General features: G+C 73.4%; 20 protein-coding genes. 9 read left to right on the forward strand and 11 right to left on the reverse strand.

The genetic code is table 11. The features are described 5' to 3' along the window. The first annotated feature begins 249 nt into the window (after positions 1-249). Positions 250-546, forward strand: coding sequence for a DUF4193 domain-containing protein (locus E1266_RS03600; RefSeq protein WP_117404125.1), 297 nt, complete (start codon positions 250-252; stop codon positions 544-546). Positions 547-574: 28 nt separating this feature from the next. After that, the gene (locus E1266_RS03605; protein ID WP_243718207.1) at positions 575-1375 is read left to right on the forward strand and encodes a hypothetical protein; all 801 of its coding nucleotides are present in this window, start codon (positions 575-577) and stop codon (positions 1373-1375) included. 279 nt (positions 1376-1654) lie between these two features. Here the strand turns inward: E1266_RS03605 and E1266_RS03610 are convergent, their stop codons facing one another. Beyond that, a complete protein-coding gene (locus E1266_RS03610; RefSeq protein WP_132043684.1) occupies positions 1655-1942 on the reverse strand; it encodes a DUF4235 domain-containing protein in 288 nt (95 codons plus the stop codon). Between the two features lie 127 nt (positions 1943-2069). Here E1266_RS03610 and valS point away from each other — a divergent pair, with 127 nt between their 5' ends. Then, on the forward strand, positions 2070-4589 hold the full coding sequence (gene valS / locus E1266_RS03615; RefSeq protein WP_132043686.1) for a valine--tRNA ligase: 2520 nt from the start codon (positions 2070-2072) through the stop codon (positions 4587-4589). A gap of 60 nt (positions 4590-4649) precedes the next feature. On the opposite strand, the gene E1266_RS03620 is transcribed toward valS, so the two are convergent. From E1266_RS03620 to E1266_RS03645, 7 genes are all read right to left on the reverse strand, one after another. Continuing rightward, complete coding sequence (locus E1266_RS03620) at positions 4650-5936, reverse strand: cytochrome P450 (protein WP_132043688.1); 1287 nt, start codon at positions 5934-5936, stop codon at positions 4650-4652. A 115-nt stretch (positions 5937-6051) separates the two neighbouring features. Beyond that, a complete protein-coding gene (locus E1266_RS03625; protein ID WP_132043690.1) occupies positions 6052-6606 on the reverse strand; it encodes a hypothetical protein in 555 nt (184 codons plus the stop codon). Between the two features lie 18 nt (positions 6607-6624). Next, complete coding sequence (locus E1266_RS37760) at positions 6625-6792, reverse strand: hypothetical protein (protein ID WP_165965912.1); 168 nt, start codon at positions 6790-6792, stop codon at positions 6625-6627. After that, positions 6780-7382, reverse strand: coding sequence for a hypothetical protein (locus E1266_RS03630; protein ID WP_132043692.1), 603 nt, complete (start codon positions 7380-7382; stop codon positions 6780-6782). The genes E1266_RS37760 and E1266_RS03630 overlap by 13 nt, the downstream gene beginning before the upstream one ends. Next, a complete protein-coding gene (locus E1266_RS03635) occupies positions 7379-7861 on the reverse strand; it encodes a hypothetical protein (RefSeq protein ID WP_132043694.1) in 483 nt (160 codons plus the stop codon). Before E1266_RS03635 ends, E1266_RS03630 begins: the two co-directional genes overlap by 4 nt. Beyond that, positions 7858-8388: a MauE/DoxX family redox-associated membrane protein gene (locus E1266_RS03640; RefSeq protein ID WP_132043696.1), complete on the reverse strand. Its 531-nt coding sequence runs from the start codon at positions 8386-8388 to the stop codon at positions 7858-7860. Before E1266_RS03640 ends, E1266_RS03635 begins: the two co-directional genes overlap by 4 nt. Further along, a complete protein-coding gene (locus tag E1266_RS03645; RefSeq protein ID WP_132043698.1) occupies positions 8385-9083 on the reverse strand; it encodes a hypothetical protein in 699 nt (232 codons plus the stop codon). The genes E1266_RS03640 and E1266_RS03645 overlap by 4 nt, the downstream gene beginning before the upstream one ends. Positions 9084-9312: 229 nt before the next feature. Here E1266_RS03645 and dut point away from each other — a divergent pair, with 229 nt between their 5' ends. Further along, complete coding sequence (gene dut / locus E1266_RS03650) at positions 9313-9822, forward strand: dUTP diphosphatase (protein WP_132043700.1); 510 nt, start codon at positions 9313-9315, stop codon at positions 9820-9822. Positions 9823-9825: 3 nt separating this feature from the next. Then, on the forward strand, positions 9826-10644 hold the full coding sequence (locus E1266_RS03655; protein ID WP_132043702.1) for a DUF3710 domain-containing protein: 819 nt from the start codon (positions 9826-9828) through the stop codon (positions 10642-10644). Between the two features lie 208 nt (positions 10645-10852). Here the strand turns inward: E1266_RS03655 and E1266_RS03660 are convergent, their stop codons facing one another. Further along, positions 10853-11554, reverse strand: coding sequence for a PIG-L family deacetylase (locus E1266_RS03660; protein ID WP_132043704.1), 702 nt, complete (start codon positions 11552-11554; stop codon positions 10853-10855). Between the two features lie 173 nt (positions 11555-11727). Here E1266_RS03660 and E1266_RS03665 point away from each other — a divergent pair, with 173 nt between their 5' ends. The 4 genes from E1266_RS03665 to E1266_RS03680 all read left to right on the forward strand — a co-directional run bounded on the left by E1266_RS03665 (position 11728) and on the right by E1266_RS03680 (position 15156). Then, the gene (locus E1266_RS03665; RefSeq protein ID WP_132043706.1) at positions 11728-12525 is read left to right on the forward strand and encodes an ABC transporter ATP-binding protein; all 798 of its coding nucleotides are present in this window, start codon (positions 11728-11730) and stop codon (positions 12523-12525) included. Continuing rightward, on the forward strand, positions 12522-13886 hold the full coding sequence (locus E1266_RS03670) for an ABC transporter permease (RefSeq protein ID WP_243718208.1): 1365 nt from the start codon (positions 12522-12524) through the stop codon (positions 13884-13886). The genes E1266_RS03665 and E1266_RS03670 overlap by 4 nt, the downstream gene beginning before the upstream one ends. A gap of 128 nt (positions 13887-14014) precedes the next feature. Continuing rightward, on the forward strand, positions 14015-14425 hold the full coding sequence (locus E1266_RS03675) for an OB-fold nucleic acid binding domain-containing protein (protein ID WP_132043708.1): 411 nt from the start codon (positions 14015-14017) through the stop codon (positions 14423-14425). Positions 14426-14484: 59 nt separating this feature from the next. After that, a complete protein-coding gene (locus E1266_RS03680; protein ID WP_243718214.1) occupies positions 14485-15156 on the forward strand; it encodes a DUF3159 domain-containing protein in 672 nt (223 codons plus the stop codon). A gap of 31 nt (positions 15157-15187) precedes the next feature. On the opposite strand, the gene E1266_RS03685 is transcribed toward E1266_RS03680, so the two are convergent. Beyond that, complete coding sequence (locus E1266_RS03685; RefSeq protein ID WP_132043710.1) at positions 15188-15841, reverse strand: TrkA family potassium uptake protein; 654 nt, start codon at positions 15839-15841, stop codon at positions 15188-15190. Then, the gene (locus E1266_RS03690; protein ID WP_132043712.1) at positions 15841-16506 is read right to left on the reverse strand and encodes a TrkA family potassium uptake protein; all 666 of its coding nucleotides are present in this window, start codon (positions 16504-16506) and stop codon (positions 15841-15843) included. Before E1266_RS03690 ends, E1266_RS03685 begins: the two co-directional genes overlap by 1 nt. Positions 16507-16631 lie beyond the last annotated feature (125 nt).

Consider the following 16631-nt stretch of genomic DNA (forward strand, 5'->3'; position numbering starts at 1 on the left):
GCGGGAGTCTCCGGCGGGTGTTCCGGTGGCGCTCGCCGCCGTGACAGCTGCCGGATATGTGACGGAAGACACATTACGAGGAAGAGATTCGGGTGACAGCGGTCACTCGTGGGAACGGTCGCGCCTTGTGTGTCGCAGCTCACCAACCGTGACAGAATTTCCCGCCCGGATCGGGCACAAGAACGGCCCCCCGAGCGTTAGATCCGCGCGACGGGGCGCATAAAGCACTGAGGGGGATGGAGATAGAAGATGGCGACCGACTACGACAGCCCAAGGAAGACCGACGACGACCTGAGCGAGGACAGCCTCCAGGAGCTCCAGGCCCGGCGCGCCGACAAGGCGGCCAGCATCATCGATGAGGACCTGGACGCCGGCGAGGTGGCCGAGCTGCCCGGCGCCGACCTGTCGAACGAGGAGCTCACCTTCCGGGTGGTTCCGCGGCAGGCCGACGAGTTCACCTGCACGCGCTGCTTCCTGGTGCACCACCGCAGCCAGCTGGCCACCGAGAAGAACGGCCAGCCGGTCTGCCGCGAGTGCGCCGCCTGACCGGGAGCGGCCGCAGGTGTCGGGCGGTATGGAAAGGCGTCAGGACGACGTGGAGCCGGCGCACGGCGACGGCTCCACGGAGCTCGGTGAGCTGATCGGAAGGCTCACCGGCGACGAGGACATGGACCGCGAGACCCGCGGCCGCCTGCTGGGGCGACTGGCCAGGCTGCTCGGCCAGAGCGCCCGCAAGGTGGGCGCCGCGGGTGTCGCGCGCGGACGGTGGCTCGGCGACCTGCTCGTCGAGGCCGTCCCGCACATCCCGATCCGCGATCTCGAGACGCTCCAGGCCCACCATCCCGGCCTGCTGGGCGAGGAGCTCGCCGACAAGCTCGTCAAGACGGCCGGAAACGGCACCACCGCGGTCGGCGCGGCCGGCGGCGCGCTGGCCGCCGTCCAGTTCACCGCCCCGCCGCTGCTGCTGACGGCGCCCGCCCAGCTCGCCGCCGAGACCCTGGTGATCGCGGCCATCGAGGTCAAGATGATCGCCGAGCTGCACGAGGTCTACGGCGTCCGCGTCGAGGGCAGCGGCACCGCGCGCGGGGCGGCGTTCGTGACGTCCTGGGCACGGCAGCGCGGTATCAACCCCCTGGAGACCGCTTCGCTGACCAGTGCCCTGGGGACGGCGTCCAAGGCGGCCCTGCGCAAGCGGATGCTGCGCACCTTCGGCCGCAGCCTCGGCACGATGGGCCCCTTCCTCACCGGCGCCGCCGCGGGCGCCGCCCTCAACCGGTCCGCGACCAGGGCCCTCGCCCTGAAGGTCCGCAACGACCTCCGCGAAACGGTGGGCGTCCCCCTCCCGCGCCCTGGCGAGCACCCGCCCCTGCACTGATCGCCGCCCGGCCCGCTCCGCTCGCCCGGCGGCCCGCTCGGTGACCGCCTCTCGGACGTACAAGGGCCCGGTGGGGGCGACGCGATCCGCGTCGCCCCCACCGGGCCCTTGCATGTCGTCCGCAGGAGACCGAGGCCCCGCACGCGAGCGCGTTACCTGACCGGTGGGGCAAAGCCGGAGGCGAGCCCCACCGGAAAGATCGCGAAGCGATGCCGCGCTCGCACAGGCCGGGTCACGGAGCGAGCGCTAGCGAGCGCAGTGGGCCCGGCCTGCACGAACTCAGCTCTTCGGCCTGAGGTGGGACGGGAGCTCGCCGGTGCCCTTGACCCACTGGTTGGCCACGGCCCGGGTGGCGAGGACCCGCGAGATCTCCATGCCGACGCCCATCACGACGGCCCAGCCGAGCGCCTCCATCAGGTCGACGTCGGGCGACTCGGGGTTCGTCGGCGGTTCCTTGCCGGTGGTCTTCTTCCAGGCCGCCGTGATGACCTTCCTCGCGACGAAGCCGCCGGCGAAGGCCGCGGCACCGGCCATCACCTTCCAGCCGATATCGCCTTTGTCCGCCATGATCGTCCTCCACTCGGTCGGTGTCTCCGACGCTACCGGAACCGCCCGCCGCGGGCGGTCGCGGTGATCGCCGCGTCGGCGGCGGTAATCGGCATGCGGCGGGGGCCGATGTCAATACCATTGCCCCATGACAGAGCAGCCGCGTACTCCGCACATCCCGTCCAAGCCCTCACTGGACGGCCTGGAGGACAAGTGGGTACGCGCCTGGGACGACGGCGGCGTCTACCGGTTCGACCGCACGCGGCCGCGCGGTGAGGTCTACTCGATCGACACCCCGCCGCCCACCGTGAGCGGTTCCCTCCATGTCGGCCACGTCTTCTCCTACACCCACACCGACGCCGTCGCGCGGTTCCACCGCATGCGCGGTCGGGCGGTCTTCTACCCCATGGGATGGGACGATAACGGCCTGCCGACCGAGCGCCGCGTCCAGAACCACTTCGGTGTCCGGTGCGACCCGTCCCTTCCCTACGACCCCGACTTCGAGCCGCCGGCCAAGCCCGACCCGAAACGGCAGCTCCCGGTGTCGCGGCGCAACTTCATCGAGCTGTGCGAGCGGCTCACCGAGGTGGACGAGAAGGCGTTCGAGGAACTGTGGCGCCGCGTCGGCCTGTCGGTCGACTGGGGGCAGCTCTACACGACGATCGGGGACGTGTCCCGGACGGCGTCCCAGCGCGCGTTCCTGCGCAACCTCGCGCGCGGCGAGGCGTACGTCTCGGAGGCGCCGACGCTGTGGGACGTCACGTTCCGCACGGCCGTCGCCCAGGCCGAGCTGGAGGACCGCGAGCAGCCCGGCGCGTTCTACCGGCTCCGGTTCCGCGGCGACGAGCGGCCGGTCTACATCGAGACGACCCGCCCGGAGCTGCTGCCCGCCTGCGTCGCGCTGGTCGCCCACCCCGACGACGAGCGGTACCGGGAGCTGTTCGGGACGACCGTCCGCACGCCGCTGTTCGGCGTCGAGGTCCCGGTCGTCGCGCACCGGCTGGCCGAGCCCGACAAGGGCTCCGGCATCGCGATGATCTGCACGTTCGGCGACGTCACGGACGTCACCTGGTGGCGCGAGCTGGACCTGCCCACCCGCGCGGTCATCGGCTGGGACGGCCGGCTCGCCGCCGACCCGCCGCCGGGCGTCCCCGCCGGGCCCTACGCCGAGCTGGCCGGCAGGACGGTGTTCTCCGCCAAGGAGCGCGTCGCCGAGCTGCTGCGCGAGTCCGGCGACCTGGACGGCGAGCCCCGCAAGATCACCCGGCCGGTGAAGTTCTACGAGAAGGGCAGCAAGCCCCTGGAGATCGTCACGACCCGCCAGTGGTACATCCGCAACGGCGGCCGGGACGCGGGCCTGCGCGCCGAGCTGCTCGCGCGGGGCCGCGAGCTGGACTGGCACCCCGGCTACATGCGGGCCCGCTACGAGAACTGGGTCGAGGGCCTGAACGGCGACTGGCTGATCTCCCGCCAGCGGTTCTTCGGCGTGCCGATCCCCGTCTGGTATCCCCTGGACGAGGCCGGCGAGCCCCGCTACGACGAGCCGATCACGCCGCCGGAGGACGCGCTGCCCGTCGACCCGTCCTCCGACGTCCCGCCGGGCTTCACCGAGGACCAGCGGGGCCGGCCGGGCGGCTTCGCCGGCGATCCCGACGTGATGGACACGTGGGCGACGTCGTCGCTGACCCCACAGATCGCGGGCGGCTGGGAGCGCGACGAGGACCTGTTCGGGCGGGTGTTCCCCTACGACCTGCGCCCCCAGGCGCACGACATCATCCGGACGTGGCTGTTCTCCACGGTCGTCCGCGCGCACCTGGAGCACGGCACGCTGCCGTGGAAGGCCGCCGCGCTGTCGGGGTGGATCCTCGACCCGGACCGCAAGAAGATGTCGAAGTCGAAGGGCAACGTCGTCACGCCGATCGACCTGCTGCGCGAGTACGGCTCCGACGCCGTCCGCTACTGGGCCGCCAACGGCCGCCCGGGGACCGACACCGCGTTCGACACCGGCCAGATCAAGATCGGCCGGCGGCTCGCCATCAAGATCCTCAACGCCTCGAAGTTCGTGCTGGGCCTCGGCGAGGTCCAGCGGGAGGCGCCGGTGACGGAGCCGCTGGACAAGGCGATGCTGGCGGCGTTGTCCAACGTCGTCCGGGAGGCGACGGAGGCGTTCGAGGGCTACGACTACACGCGGGCCCTGGAACGCACGGAGCGGTTCTTCTGGGAGTTCTGCGACGACTACCTGGAGCTCGTCAAGACCCGCGCCTACGGGGACGGGCCGGAGGCGCAGTCGGCGCGGGCGGCGCTGCGCGCGGCGCTGTCGGTCCTGCTGCGGCTGTTCGCGCCGATCCTGCCGTTCGTGACCGAGGAGGTCTGGTCGTGGTGGCGGCGGGGGTCGGTGCACACGGCGCCGTGGCCGGCGCAGGCCGAGCTGCCGCCCGGCGGCGACCCGGCCGTCCTCGCCGCGACCGGTGAGGCGCTGCGGCAGGTCCGCAAGGCCAAGTCGGAGGCGCGGGCGTCGATGCGCGCCGACGTCTCGCGCGCGGTCGTCCGCGGCGCCGAGGTGCTGCGGATCTCGCGGCCGGATCTGGCCGCGGCCGGCCGGATCGCCGACCTGACGCTGGAGGACGCCCCCGCCGACCTGACCGTCGACGTCGTCCTCGCCCCCTGAGCACGGCTCCCGGCCGCCGCGTCCGCGGCCGCCGCGGACGCGGCGGCCGGGGGCCGGCGGTCAGACCTTGCAGGGCAGGTGCTTGATCCCGTTGATGAAGCTGGAGAAGAGCCGGTCGGGCTCCCCGGTCGCGCGGATCTCCGGGACGCGCGTGAACAGCTCCCGGAACATCACCGTGATCTCCCTGCGGGCCAGGTTTGCGCCCATGCAGAAGTGCGGGCCGGGGCCACCGAACCCGACGTGCGGGTTGGGGGAGCGGGTGATGTCGAAGACGTCGGGCCGGTCGAACACCGTCTCGTCCCGGTTGGCGGAGTTGTAGAAGAGCAGGACCTTGTCGCCGGTCTTGTACCGGTGCCCGTTCATCTCGTACTCCCGGGTCACCGTCCGGCGGAACTGGATGACCGGCGTGGACATGCGGACGATCTCCTCCACGGCCCCGGGCATGTGCTTGTCGAAGTCCTCCAGCAGCAGGGCCCGCTGCTCCGGGTTGTCGGTGAGCAGCTTGAGGCCGTGCGACATGGCGTTTCGCGTCGTCTCGTTCCCGGCCACCACCAGCAGGATGAAGAACGAGCCGATCTCCTGGTCGGTCAGCCGCTCGCCGTCGACCTCGGCGGCGACCAGCGCGGAGACCAGGTCGTCGCCGGGCCGCCGGCGCCGCTTGCGGGCCAGCTTCATCGCCAGGTGGTTCAGCTCGTACCCGGCGACCATCACCTTCAGGAGCCCGTACAGGGCGCCGAGGACGGTGATGCCGTCGCGGGTGTAGTCCCGGCCGCCGCTGTACTCGGGGTCGCCGAGGCCGAGGATGATGTTCGTCCGGTCGTACACCATCGGGCGGACGCTCTCGGGGATGCCCATCATGTCGCAGATGACCTGGAGCGGGAGCCGGGCCGCGACGTCGGTGACGAAGTCCGCCGACCCCTTCTCGATGAGGTCGTCCACGATCCGGGTCGCGGACGCCTGGAGGTCGGTCTCCATCTTCTCGAGGATGCGCGGGGTGAACGCCCGCGACACGATCCGCCGGATCTTGGCGTGCCGGGGGTCGTCCATGTTGATCATCGAGCCGAAGTAGCGGGCGAGGTAGCCCGGCATGTCGGCGATGCTGTTGGAGCAGGGCTCGCTGCTGAAGACCTCGGGGGTGCGGCTGGCCTCGACCACGTCGGCATGCCGCGCCAGCGCGTAGAAGCCGGGCCCGGTCTTCACGAACGGCAGCTTCAGCTCCGGGAAGAACGCGGGGTGGTCCAGCTCCCGCAGCCGGGTGAACGCCGCCATGCGCTGCTCGGGGGGCAGCGCCCAGAACTTCAGGTTCGACAGGTTGCCGTCGACCTTGTCCCGCGCCGTGGTCGTCATGCCGGGCACCCACCTTCGCAGCCGCGTCCGTAATTCAGAATGTGGTTCGGTTTCTATCGAATCGGGGTCCAATGAGGACGTCAAGGCGAACCGGGCGATCGCCCTGTAGCGGGGGTCACAGCAGCAGGAGGGCGAGGGCGGCCAGGATGGCCAGCGCTGCGGTGGTCTTGACGGCCGGCATGCGGACGGCCAAAACGGCGCCTCGGTGCTCGTCCCGGGCCAGATAGGTGAGGAGGGCGCTCAGGGCGCGTCCCGCACCGAAGGCGGTGCCGGTGACGAGGGTGGCGGCCGGGCCCTGGTGGCTGAGGAGGAGCGCCAGCGCAAGGACGTACGGGCTGCTGGCGGAGACGTAGGTCCGCACACCAGTGCCGAGTTCGAAGCCGAACTGCAGTGAGCCGCGGCGCAGCCGGGCCTGCAGGACCTCAGGGGGGATCTGGCGGGCGTTCTGCGGAAGCGGGACGCGGAGCACGCCGAGCTCGCGGGCCGCGCCGAGGGCGGCCACGCCCAGGATCGCGGCCGCGCGCCCGGACGGCGGCAGCGGCGCGGCGAGTCCGGACAGCAGCCAGACGACCGCCGCGCTGAGCGTGCCCCCGGCCAGCAGCCCGAGGGTGAAGACGGCCAGGACCTCGCCCTGCCGTACGGGAGCCCGCCAACCTGGCGAGAACAGCACGGATTCGCTGTTGCGCGTTCAAACGCTGCCGGACAGCGAGAACCCCGCGAGCGCCCCGATCGACGACCAGCACAGGACGGACGCGTCCAGCGCGGCCGCCGCGACCGCCAGCAGCGCCAGGGCCGCGGCGGGCGGCAGCGGGTCGGCCAGCCCCCGCCGCACCCGCCCGGCCGTCAGTTCTTGCACGTCACCGCCTTGCGGCAGATGGTCTTGTACCAGTTGCCCTTCTTGGACTTCTTCCAGCCGTCGTGGCAGCGCCAGGTGACGCCCTTCTTGCACTTGCCGCAGCTCTTGGCGTACGCCCACAGCCACCCGTCGTAGCCGCCGCTGTAGCACTGGCTGGGACGCAGCTTGTACCAGCCCGGATGCGAGACGCCCGACTTGTGGAAGCCCTTGTACTTGCCGCTCGTCCGGCAGCACCAGCTGCACGCGTAGCTCGGCCCGCAGCCGGGGGAGCAGTTGTGGTCGGCCGCGTACGACGGGCACCGCGGATAGATGTCGTAGTAGCCGGCCAGCTGGAAACCGGACGCCACGGCCTCCCGCGCGGGCGGGAAGACGCCGAGGGCCTTCAGCCCGGCGGTCGCGCCGGCGGCGAACAGCCCGGTGAGGATGCTGCGCCGGGCGGGCCGCAGCGTCGGCCCGTCCGGCGGGACGGGACGGCGGCGGGCGCGCCGCGCCCCGGCCGGCCGCGGGCCGCGCAGCGGCGGGACGTCCTCCAGCTCGATCACCGGCCCGGTGGCGGGTCCAGTGATCGGGTCGGTTTCCGGCTCGGTCATCGGGTCGCCTCCAGGGTCAGCTCGCGGAGGGCCTCGGGGGAGCCCACGGGCTCGGCGGCCCGCACCCGCCCGTCGTCGCCGACGAGCACGGCGAACGGGGTGGCGGGGACGCCGTATGCGGCGAACAGGCCGTCCTGCTCCCCGGCGAGCACGCTCGCGCCGGGCGGGACGCCGTCGGCGGGCGGGCCCGCGAAGACCGCGTGCAGCGGGCCGTCCGGCACCGGGCCGTCCGGCGCGGCGGCGGCGGCCAGCACCTCGGTGCAGACGCCGCAGTCGCGGTCCAGGAACAGCACCAGGCCCGGCCCGAGGCGGTCGAACGCGGGCGCGGCCGTGCCGGGCGCCGGCCCGAGCCCGCTCCGCCGCCCGGCCGGGGCTCCCCGGCTCAGCGCGTGCACCTGCCGGACCAGCCCGGCGACCACCAGTGCGAGCAGCAGGATCGCCACCCAAGACAGCAGCAGCGCGCTGTTCTGGAAGCTCATCCGGCCGGCCTCCTCTCCTCTGTCATGGCGTGCGGGAGCGTCCACAGCAGCACCGCGAACGCCAGTCCCGCCGTGGCGGTGACGGTCAGCTCGAACGCCTCGGGGCCCGCGGGCAGGCCGTGCAGGGCGCCCGCGAGGGCCAGGGCGGCGAGGGCGGCGGCCCGTCCCGCGACCCAGCCGGTCATGGGGGTGTCCCCGCCCGCGCAGCCGCACGGAACGCCGCGCCGGGTCCGTGCCACGTACGTCCCGTAGCCCGCGTACAGGCCGAACAGGACGGCCGCCGCGGCGGACGCCGCGCGCATGGGGCCGTCCGCCCACAGCAGCAGCGCCACCGCGCCGCCCGCCCCGGCGAGGGCCTCCGCGGCGATCACGGCGGCCGCCGCGGGGCCGGTGGCGGCGCGGGGGAGCGTGCCGTGCGCCCGCAGCGCCGCCACGAGCCTGCCGGGCCTGCGCGCCTGCCCGGCCGCCGACAGCAGCAGCACGAGCGGGACCGCGACCGCCGCGATCCCGGCGAGCGCCCCGGTCACCGGATCGCCTGGACCGACAGTCCGGCCAGGCGCCGCGGGACCTCCCGCACCCGGTCCTCCTCGGGCAGGACGGTCACCAGCAGCGACCTCAGCGCGAGCAGGAAGTAGGGGCCCTGGCCCTCGACGACGTCCTGGAACAGCTCCCCGCCCGCGACCGGCGCGCCGCGCCACGAGGGGAGCCGCCGGCGCGTCTGCTGGTTCAGCGCGGTGATCTCCAGCAGCCCGAGGCCCGGGACCTCCTTGACCATCTCGGCGGGCTCGGGACGCCGGGCCCGGCCGCGCGGGACGGCGGTGATCCCGTCGGGGTGCTCGGTCAGCCGCAGCGTGCCGAAGAACGCCACGGCGTCCGCCGGCCGCGCGTGGTACAGGTGCGTGAAGACCGCATGGCCGCGGCCCTCCCACACGGCCGCGAGGACCGGGTCGCTGACCCCCGTCTCGGCGTCGCGGGCCGCCGTCCGGCCCACCCGGAGCCGCCCGCCCTGCATCCGGAACTCCTGCTCGAACCGGTCGAGCCCGATGTCCTCGGCCCAGGCCAGGGCGTCCGCGCGGGTGCCGCTGGAGATCTCGTGGAGCCGTCCGCCGTCGGCGATCCGCGCCACCGACGTGCAGGGCCGCCGGAGGTCCTGGGCGCCGGAGATCCGGACCCGCACGCCGTCCAGCGACCGGTGGGTGACGTACTTTCCGGGTGCGCTCATACCGTCCCCTTTCTGTGGGACGCACCTCCCACAGAAGTACCGCGGGTAACAGACGTGACGCTACGCGTGATCTCTCGCTTTGGCGGCAAACCTTCCGGAAGTGGTCACCACCCGTCGCGGGATAGGGTCGACTGCCGGACCCGCGCGGCGCGGCGTTTCAGCGCCGGCCGGGTGCCGCGCCCTGGGTAGGGTCGTGGGGTTCTCCGGCAGGCGCGTATGAGGTGAGTCCATGGGCAAGGTCGATGTGCTGATCCGGCGGCTGGATCCCGGCCTGCCGCCGCCCCGGTACGCCCACGCGGGCGACGCGGGCGCCGATCTCGTCGCCGCCGTGGACGTCGAGCTGCCGCCGGGGGAGCGCGCCGTGGTCCCGACCGGGGTGGCGATCGCGCTGCCGGACGGCTACGCCGCTTTCATTCACCCCCGGTCCGGTTTGGGCGCTAGGTTGGGGGTGACCATAGTGAACGCACCCGGTACGGTCGACGCCGGCTATCGGGGTGAGATCAAGGTGACCCTGCTGAACACCGACCCCCGCGCCACCGTGCGACTGCGGCGCGGAGACCGGATCGCGCAGATGGTCGTGCAGCGGGTGGAGCGGGCCGTGTTCCACGAGGTCGCCGAGCTTCCGGGATCGGCGCGCGGCGCGAACGGCTTCGGTTCCACGGGCGGATTCGGCTCCCCGGGCGAATTCGGTCCCGCGCCTGGCCCGGGGGACAATGAGCACAGTCGAGAAGGAGCGTGAGTCGTGGCTTTTGGACGTCGCCGGCAGGCCGAGGAGCCCGAGAAGGGGACCGAGGCGCAAGCGGAGCCGGCGGAGGCCGCCGAGGAGGCTCCCGCCAAGGCGGAGTCCCCTGAAGGCGGTCCGTGGGACTCCGAGGACTCCTTCCCCGAGATTCAGCGTCTCGATTTCGGAGCCTTGCAGGTGCCCGTGGCGCCCGGGCTGGGTTTCCAGGTGAACATCGAGCCCACCCAGGTGGACGCGGAGGGCAACCCCACCGACGGGCGGCCCGTCGCGGTGCTCGTGCAGTACGAGGAGAGCGCCATGCAGCTCCAGGTGTTCGCGGCGCCGAAGCGCAGCGGCATCTGGGAGGACGTGCGCCGGGAGACCGCCAGGGACATCGAGGAGGAGGCCAAGGGCCAGACCCAGGAGGGCGAGGGCCCGTTCGGCCCCGAACTGCTGGCGATGGTGCCCGCGGCGCTGACCGAGGAGGTCCTCGCCGAGATGCCGCAGGAGGTCCGCGAGCAGATCCCGGCCGAGTTCGTCGAGCAGGGGTGGGCGCCGCAGATCATCCGCTTCCTCGGGGTGGACGGTCCCCGCTGGTTCCTCCAGGCCGTGGTGCAGGGCGCCGCGATCGAGGACGAGGAGCAGTGGCAGGTCCTGGAGGACGTGCTGCGCGGCGTGGTCGTGCATCGCGGCGACGCGCCGATGCCGCCGCGCGACCTGCTGGAGCTGAAGATCCCGAAGGAGTTCAGCGAGGCCGGCCAGGAGGACGGGGAGGCCGCGGAGGGCGAGGAGCACTTCAACCCCTTCGAGCGCGGCCCCGAGATCACCGAGGTCCGCTGACCGGGCCGTCCCGCCCGCCGGACCCGCCTGCCGGGCCGCACGCTTTTCGGTCGTGCGGCCGGGCGGGTTCCTGCCCTGCGCCGGACGGCCGGACCCTTGCCTCGGACGCCCGCCGGGTGCTCAATCGGGGCATGTCGAAGAAGACGCGCAAACGCCGGGCCCGCAAGCGCAGCAAGAGCAACAAGGGCAGGCGGCCCAACGCCCGCCGCTAGGACCCGATCATCTCGAAGGTCATCGCGTGCCGGACGCCGGCGGCGCGCCCGCCCTCCTCGGCTATGCCGGTGAGGAAGGCCGCCGCGTCGAAGTCCGCGCCGAGTTCGGAGAAGTACACGCGGTGCGCGAGCAGCGAGTCGATGCCGGCCTGCAGGTGGCCGGTGACGTCCACGTAGTGCGTCGCGCGCGGCGACCCGCCGAACAGCGCGAACCGGACGCCCCGCCACGGTTCGAGGTCGAGGTCGCGGAACACCCACCGGTTGGCGGCGTCCCGGACCGCGTCCGCGACGGCCAGCCCGAGCACCCGGTGGTCGGCCATGTTGAAGCCGCCGCCGGCGAACTCCTCCCGGAAGTTGACCGACAGGACCACCTCGGGCCGGTGCCACCGGATCGCGCCCGCGAGGGCGCGCCGCAGCGGCAGCCCGTAGTCCAGCATGCCGTCGGCCAGGTCGAGGAACTCGACGTTGTCGACGCCGACCCGGCGGGCCGCCTCGATCTGCTCGGCGCTGCGCACCCGGCGGGCGTCGTCGGGGTCCATCGAGTCGATGCCGGCCTCCCCCCGGGTGGCCAGCACCTCCGTCACCGTCTTGCCCTGGCCCGTCCACCGCGCGATGGCCGCCGAGGCCCCGTACTCCAGGTCGTCGGGGTGCGCGACGATCGCCAGCGCGCGCTCCCAGTCCTCCGGTACCGCTTCCATGCCCTCATCCTGGCCGACATCCCTGCCGACGTCATGGCCGATCGCCGCCGCGGGGAGCGACAGTAGGGTTTTGCCTACCCCGATCGGCGTGCTGGACCCATCCTCCGCCGCCGTCACCGTCCGTAGCTTCTCTTCCGTAGGCGCCTGGAGGGCGCCGGGCGGGAGGTAAGAGCATGTTCGGACGCAGGGGGCCGGCCCCCGCGGATCAGGCGACGGGTGAGGCGCTCCGCCTGGACGGCGTGCGCAAGGTGTACGGCGCCGAGGACAACCGGGTGGTCGCGCTGGACGGTGTGTCGCTGTCGCTGCCGGCCGGCTCGTTCACCGCGGTGATGGGGCCGTCCGGGTCGGGCAAGAGCACGCTGCTGCAGTGCGCGGCGGGCCTCGACCGGCCCACCGAGGGGCGGGTCTTCGTGGCCGGAGCCGAGCTGACCGGGGACGACGAGGCGGCGCTGACGAAGTTCCGGCGCCGCCGGATCGGGTTCGTCTTCCAGCAGTTCAACCTGCTGCCGACGCTGGACGTCATGGAGAACACGGTGCTGCCGCTGAAGCTGGCGCGCCGCAGGGTGGACCGGGAGCGGGCGCGCGCGGTGCTCGCCCGGGTCGGGCTGGGCGACCGGCTCCGCCACCTGCCCGCGGAGCTGTCGGGCGGGCAGCAGCAGCGCGTGGCGATCGCGCGGGCGCTGGTCACCGAACCGCGGGTCGTGTTCGCCGACGAGCCGACCGGGGCGCTCGACACCCGCAGCGCCCGCGACGTCCTGGGGCTGCTCCAAGAGTCGGTGCGGGTGCACGGGCAGACGGTCGTGATGGTCACCCATGACCCGGTCGCCGCGTCCTTCGCGGACGCGGTGCTGTACCTGGCGGACGGGCGGATCGTCGGCCACCAGGCGGCGCCGACCGCCGAGGCCGTCGCGGAGCGGATGACGCACCTGGCCGACGAGGTCGAGCGCCAGCGGACGATGGCGGGGGCGTGACCGTGCTCGGACTGGCGATGCGTTCCCTGCGCCGGCGCACCGGCGCGTTCGCGGCGAGCTTCCTCGCGATGTTCCTCGGCTCGGCGATCATCATGGCCTTCGCCTCGATGCTGGACACCGCGGCGGCGGGCGGCGCGACCGGCCAGGCCCGCGAGACCCTGGAGATCATGGCGTACGTGGTCGGCGGCTGGGGCCTGCTGCTGGTGGTCTTCGCGGTCACCTCCACGATGACCCTGTCGGTCCGGCAGCGGGCCGCGGAGATCGCGCTGCTGAAGAGCGTCGGCGCGACCCCCGCGCAGCTCGCCCGGATGATCGTCGGCGAGGCCGCGGGCCTGGCCGTCGCCGCGGCGCTGCTCGGGATCGTCCCCGCGCTGCTGCTCGGCCGGGGGCTGCTCCGGATGCTGCACGACACCGGCCAGGTGCCGGCGGAGGTCCCGCACGCGTTCGGGCCCGTCGCGCCGGCGATGGGCATCGGGATCATGTTCGTGTCGGCGACCGCCGCCGCGCTGATCACCGCGCGCCGCGCCACCCGGATCAGGGCGGCCGAGTCGCTCGCGGCCGCGGCCGCCGAGACCGGGCGGACGAGCCGGCGGCGCATCGTGTTCGCGGTGCTGTTCCTGCTGGTCGCGACCAACCAGGCGGTCATCACGGTGACGGTGATGGACGGCAAGGGCATGGACGCGATGGCGACGTCCGGGCAGGCCGACATCCTCGCCGCGATCGGGCTGGCGCTGCTGGCGCCCGCGATCATGCGCCGCGCGACGGCGCTGCTCGCCGGGCCGGTGCGGCGGCTGGGCGGCTCGACCGGCGACCTCGCGGCGGCCGTCATGCGCCGCCGGACGGGCGCCATGGCCGCCGCGGCCGCGCCGGTGATCCTGTTCGTCGGGACGGCGGTCGGCACGCTCTTCCTGCAGGCCACGGAGAACGCGGCGACGGCGGCGGCCGGGCTGGGCAAGACCGCGGAGCAGAAGGACATCGAGACGCTGAATTTCGTCGTCATCGGGATGGTGGTGCTCTTCACCGCGATCATGCTGGTGAACACGCTGATCGCGGGCACCGCGCACCGCCGCCGCGAGTTCGGCCAGACGCGGCTCGCGGGCGCCACGCCGCGGCAGGTGCTCGGCGTGGCGGCGCTGGAGTCGGCGGTCGTGGCCGGCACCGGCGTGGTGTGCGGGACGGTCGCCTCGGTCTTCACGATCGTGCCGTTCGGCCTCGCCCGGCGCGACTCGCTCACCCCTGACGGGAGCGTGTGGACCTACCTCGGGGTGGTGGCGCTCGCCGCCGTCCTCACCGGGGCGACGGCCTACGGCGCGACCCGCCGCACCCTCCGCGTCCCGGCGGTCGAGGCGGCGCTGAACTGAGCCACGCCGCCGCCCGGAAGCCCTCTGCGGGACCGTCCCGCGGAGGGCTCCGGCGCGCCCGCGGGCGGGCGGTGGAAGGGGGGAGGCGAGGGGTCCGATTCGTACCGGGATGCCATACGCTTCGAGTCATGGACGAGGTTTCGCCGGGCGCCGGGCGCGGGCCGCGCGAGCGCGGCAGGGGCGGCCTGCGGCGGTTCCTGCACCGGGTGACGTCGAGCAACGCCGAGCTCGAGGCCGAGGAGCTGCAGAAGACCGCCGGCGGCGAGGGCGCGACGCCGATCACCGAGTGCGGCGAGCGCAGGCGGCACCGGGTGGCGGGTACGCTGCGTACGGTGACGCTCCGTCCGCGGGGCGGCGCACCGGCCCTGGAGGCCGAGCTCTACGACGGCACCGACGTGATCAGCCTCGTCTGGCTCGGCCGCCGCCGGATCGCCGGCATCGACCCGGGTCGCATGCTGCGCGCCGAAGGGCTGGTGAGCGTGCAGGACGGGCGCAAGGTCATCTTCAATCCGCGATACGAGCTCCGCGGCGGTCCGTAGGACGCGCCGGCGGCCGGGAGTGCGATGTGAGCGAACGGGAAGACGGCGGAGGACGCGGCGTGGACACGGAGACCACGCCGCCGGACGGCGACGCCCACGACACCGTCGAGGCGGCCGTGCGCGCCCAGCTGAGCAAGGCGCTGGGCGGCGTCCGCGGCATGGTCGAGGCCGCCGTCCCCGTGATCGCCTTCACCGGGACCTACGTGCTGCTGGAGGAGGTCCGGCTCGCCGTCATCGCCGGCGTCGCCGCCGCGGTGGTGCTGCTCGGCGTCCGCCTCGCGCAGCGGTCCAACCCCCAGTTCGTCCTGAACAGCCTCGTCGGCATCGCGATCGCCGCGTTCTTCGCGCTGCGCTCCGGCCGGGCCGAGGACGCGTTCCTGCCCGGCATCATCCTGAACGCCGGCTACGGCGCCGCGATGCTCTTCTCCATCATGGTCCGCTGGCCGGTCGTCGGCTTCATCATCGGCTCGGTCACCGGCGACCCGACCGCGTGGCGCCGCGACCCCGGGATCGTGAAGCTCTGCTCCCGGCTCACCTGGCTGCTGCTGCTGCCCTGCGTCGCCCGGGTGGCCGTCCAGTACCCGATCTACCTCGCCGACGGCGACCAGAGCGGCCTGCTCGGCGCCGCCAAGATCGCGATGGGCTGGCCGCTGCAGGTGGCGGCCCTGGCGGCCATGGTGTGGCTCCTCGCCCGCGGCCGAACCCCCATCGAGCGCGGCAGACCCGCCTGACCCCCCGGGGCCCGGCCGCCGAGGGCGCCGCTCAGGAGAACAACTCGGCCAGTTCGTCCTCGACGTCCTGGCTGGCGACGAACATCAGCTCGTCGCCCGGTTCGAGCGTGTCGTCGGGGGTCGGCACGAGCACCCGGCCCTCCCGCAGGATCGCCACCAGCGCGGTGTCGCGGGGCCAGGCCACCGAGCCGACGCGCTGCCCGCCGAGCGGCGCGTCCTCCGGCAGCGTCAGCTCGACGAGGTTGGCCTCGCCCTGCCGGAACGTCATCAGCCGGACCAGGTCGCCGACGCTGACCGCCTCCTCCACCAGCGCGGACAGCAGCCGCGGGGTGGACACGGCCACGTCCACGCCCCACGACTCGTTGAACAGCCACTCGTTGTTCGGGTGGTTGATCCGGGCCACCACGCGCGGCACCCCGTACTCGGTCTTGGCGAGCAGCGACACCACGAGGTTGACCTTGTCGTCGCCGGACGAGGCGACCACGACCTGGCAGCGCTCCAGCGCCGCGTCGTCCAGCGCGGAGATCTCGCACGCGTCGGCCAGCAGCCACTCCGCCCGCGGCACCATCTCGACCTTGATTGCCTTGGGGTTCTTGTCGATCAGGAGCACCTCGTGCCCGTTCTCCAGCAGCTCCTGGGCGATGGAGCGGCCCACCGCGCCCGCCCCGGCGATCGCGACCCGCATCAGGCGTCCTCCCCGTTCCGTGCCGCGACGGCGGCGTTCACCCGCTCCACGTCGTCCGAGCCGGCCATGATGTGCACGATGTCGCCGTCCTGGATCACCGTGTCCCGGTCGGGGACGAGCGCCTCGCCCATCCGCGACAGGAACGCCACCCGCGTGCCGGCGTGCTCCTCCAGCGCGCCGACCTTCTCGCCCACCCACAGGTGCCCGGAGTCCAGCTCGGCGAGGACGACCGCGCCGGTCGGGTCGCGCCACAGCGGCTCGGCGCCCTCGGGCAGCAGTCGGCGCAGGATCTGGTCGGCGGTCCAGCGGACGGTCGCGACCGTCGGGATGCCGAGGCGCTGGTAGACCTCCGCGCGGCGCGGGTCGTAGATGCGGGCGACGACGTTGTCGACGCCGAACGTCTCGCGCGCCACCCGGGCCGAGATGATGTTGGAGTTGTCGCCGCTGCTGACGGCCACGAACGCCGACGCGCGCTCGATGCCCGCCTCGGCGATCACGTCGCGATCGAACCCGAACCCGGTGATGCGGCGGCCCCGGAACCCGCTGCGCAGCCGGCGGAACGCCTCCGGGTTCTGGTCGATGATGGACACCGAATGGCCCTGGTCCTCAAGGATGTGGGCGAGCGTCGAGCCGACGCGCCCGCAGCCCATGATCACGATATGCACGGCCGTTCCCTCTTCCGTCCAGGGGGCCGTTCCCCCCGTCCCTGCCGGGCTGCAAAACTACACATCCGCCCAGGGGAGTACTACCCAACCAGGTCCCCGCGGTGCTCGCGAAGCGCGGCCGGGGC

Origin of the sequence: Actinomadura sp. 7K534 (assembly GCF_004348575.1) — a bacterium.
Lineage (GTDB): Bacteria > Actinomycetota > Actinomycetes > Streptosporangiales > Streptosporangiaceae > Spirillospora > Spirillospora livida.

Bases quoted from the DNA above. Each gene is read 5' to 3' on its own strand.
- valS (WP_132043686.1), top strand. From the start codon at position 2,070: ATGACAGAGCAGCCGCGTACTCCGCACATCCCGTCCAAGCCCTCACTG.
- E1266_RS03675 (WP_132043708.1), top strand. From the start codon at position 14,015: ATGGACGAGGTTTCGCCGGGCGCCGGGCGCGGGCCGCGCGAGCGCGGC.
- E1266_RS03660 (WP_132043704.1), bottom strand. From the start codon at position 11,554: ATGGAAGCGGTACCGGAGGACTGGGAGCGCGCGCTGGCGATCGTCGCG.
- E1266_RS03610 (WP_132043684.1), bottom strand. From the start codon at position 1,942: ATGGCGGACAAAGGCGATATCGGCTGGAAGGTGATGGCCGGTGCCGCG.
- E1266_RS03665 (WP_132043706.1), top strand. From the start codon at position 11,728: ATGTTCGGACGCAGGGGGCCGGCCCCCGCGGATCAGGCGACGGGTGAG.
- E1266_RS03685 (WP_132043710.1), bottom strand. From the start codon at position 15,841: ATGCGGGTCGCGATCGCCGGGGCGGGCGCGGTGGGCCGCTCCATCGCC.
- E1266_RS03620 (WP_132043688.1), bottom strand. From the start codon at position 5,936: ATGACGACCACGGCGCGGGACAAGGTCGACGGCAACCTGTCGAACCTG.
- dut (WP_132043700.1), top strand. From the start codon at position 9,313: ATGGGCAAGGTCGATGTGCTGATCCGGCGGCTGGATCCCGGCCTGCCG.
- E1266_RS03600 (WP_117404125.1), top strand. From the start codon at position 250: ATGGCGACCGACTACGACAGCCCAAGGAAGACCGACGACGACCTGAGC.
- E1266_RS03645 (WP_132043698.1), bottom strand. From the start codon at position 9,083: ATGAGCGCACCCGGAAAGTACGTCACCCACCGGTCGCTGGACGGCGTG.
- E1266_RS03635 (WP_132043694.1), bottom strand. From the start codon at position 7,861: ATGAGCTTCCAGAACAGCGCGCTGCTGCTGTCTTGGGTGGCGATCCTG.
- E1266_RS03605 (WP_243718207.1), top strand. From the start codon at position 575: ATGGAAAGGCGTCAGGACGACGTGGAGCCGGCGCACGGCGACGGCTCC.
- E1266_RS03630 (WP_132043692.1), bottom strand. From the start codon at position 7,382: ATGACCGAGCCGGAAACCGACCCGATCACTGGACCCGCCACCGGGCCG.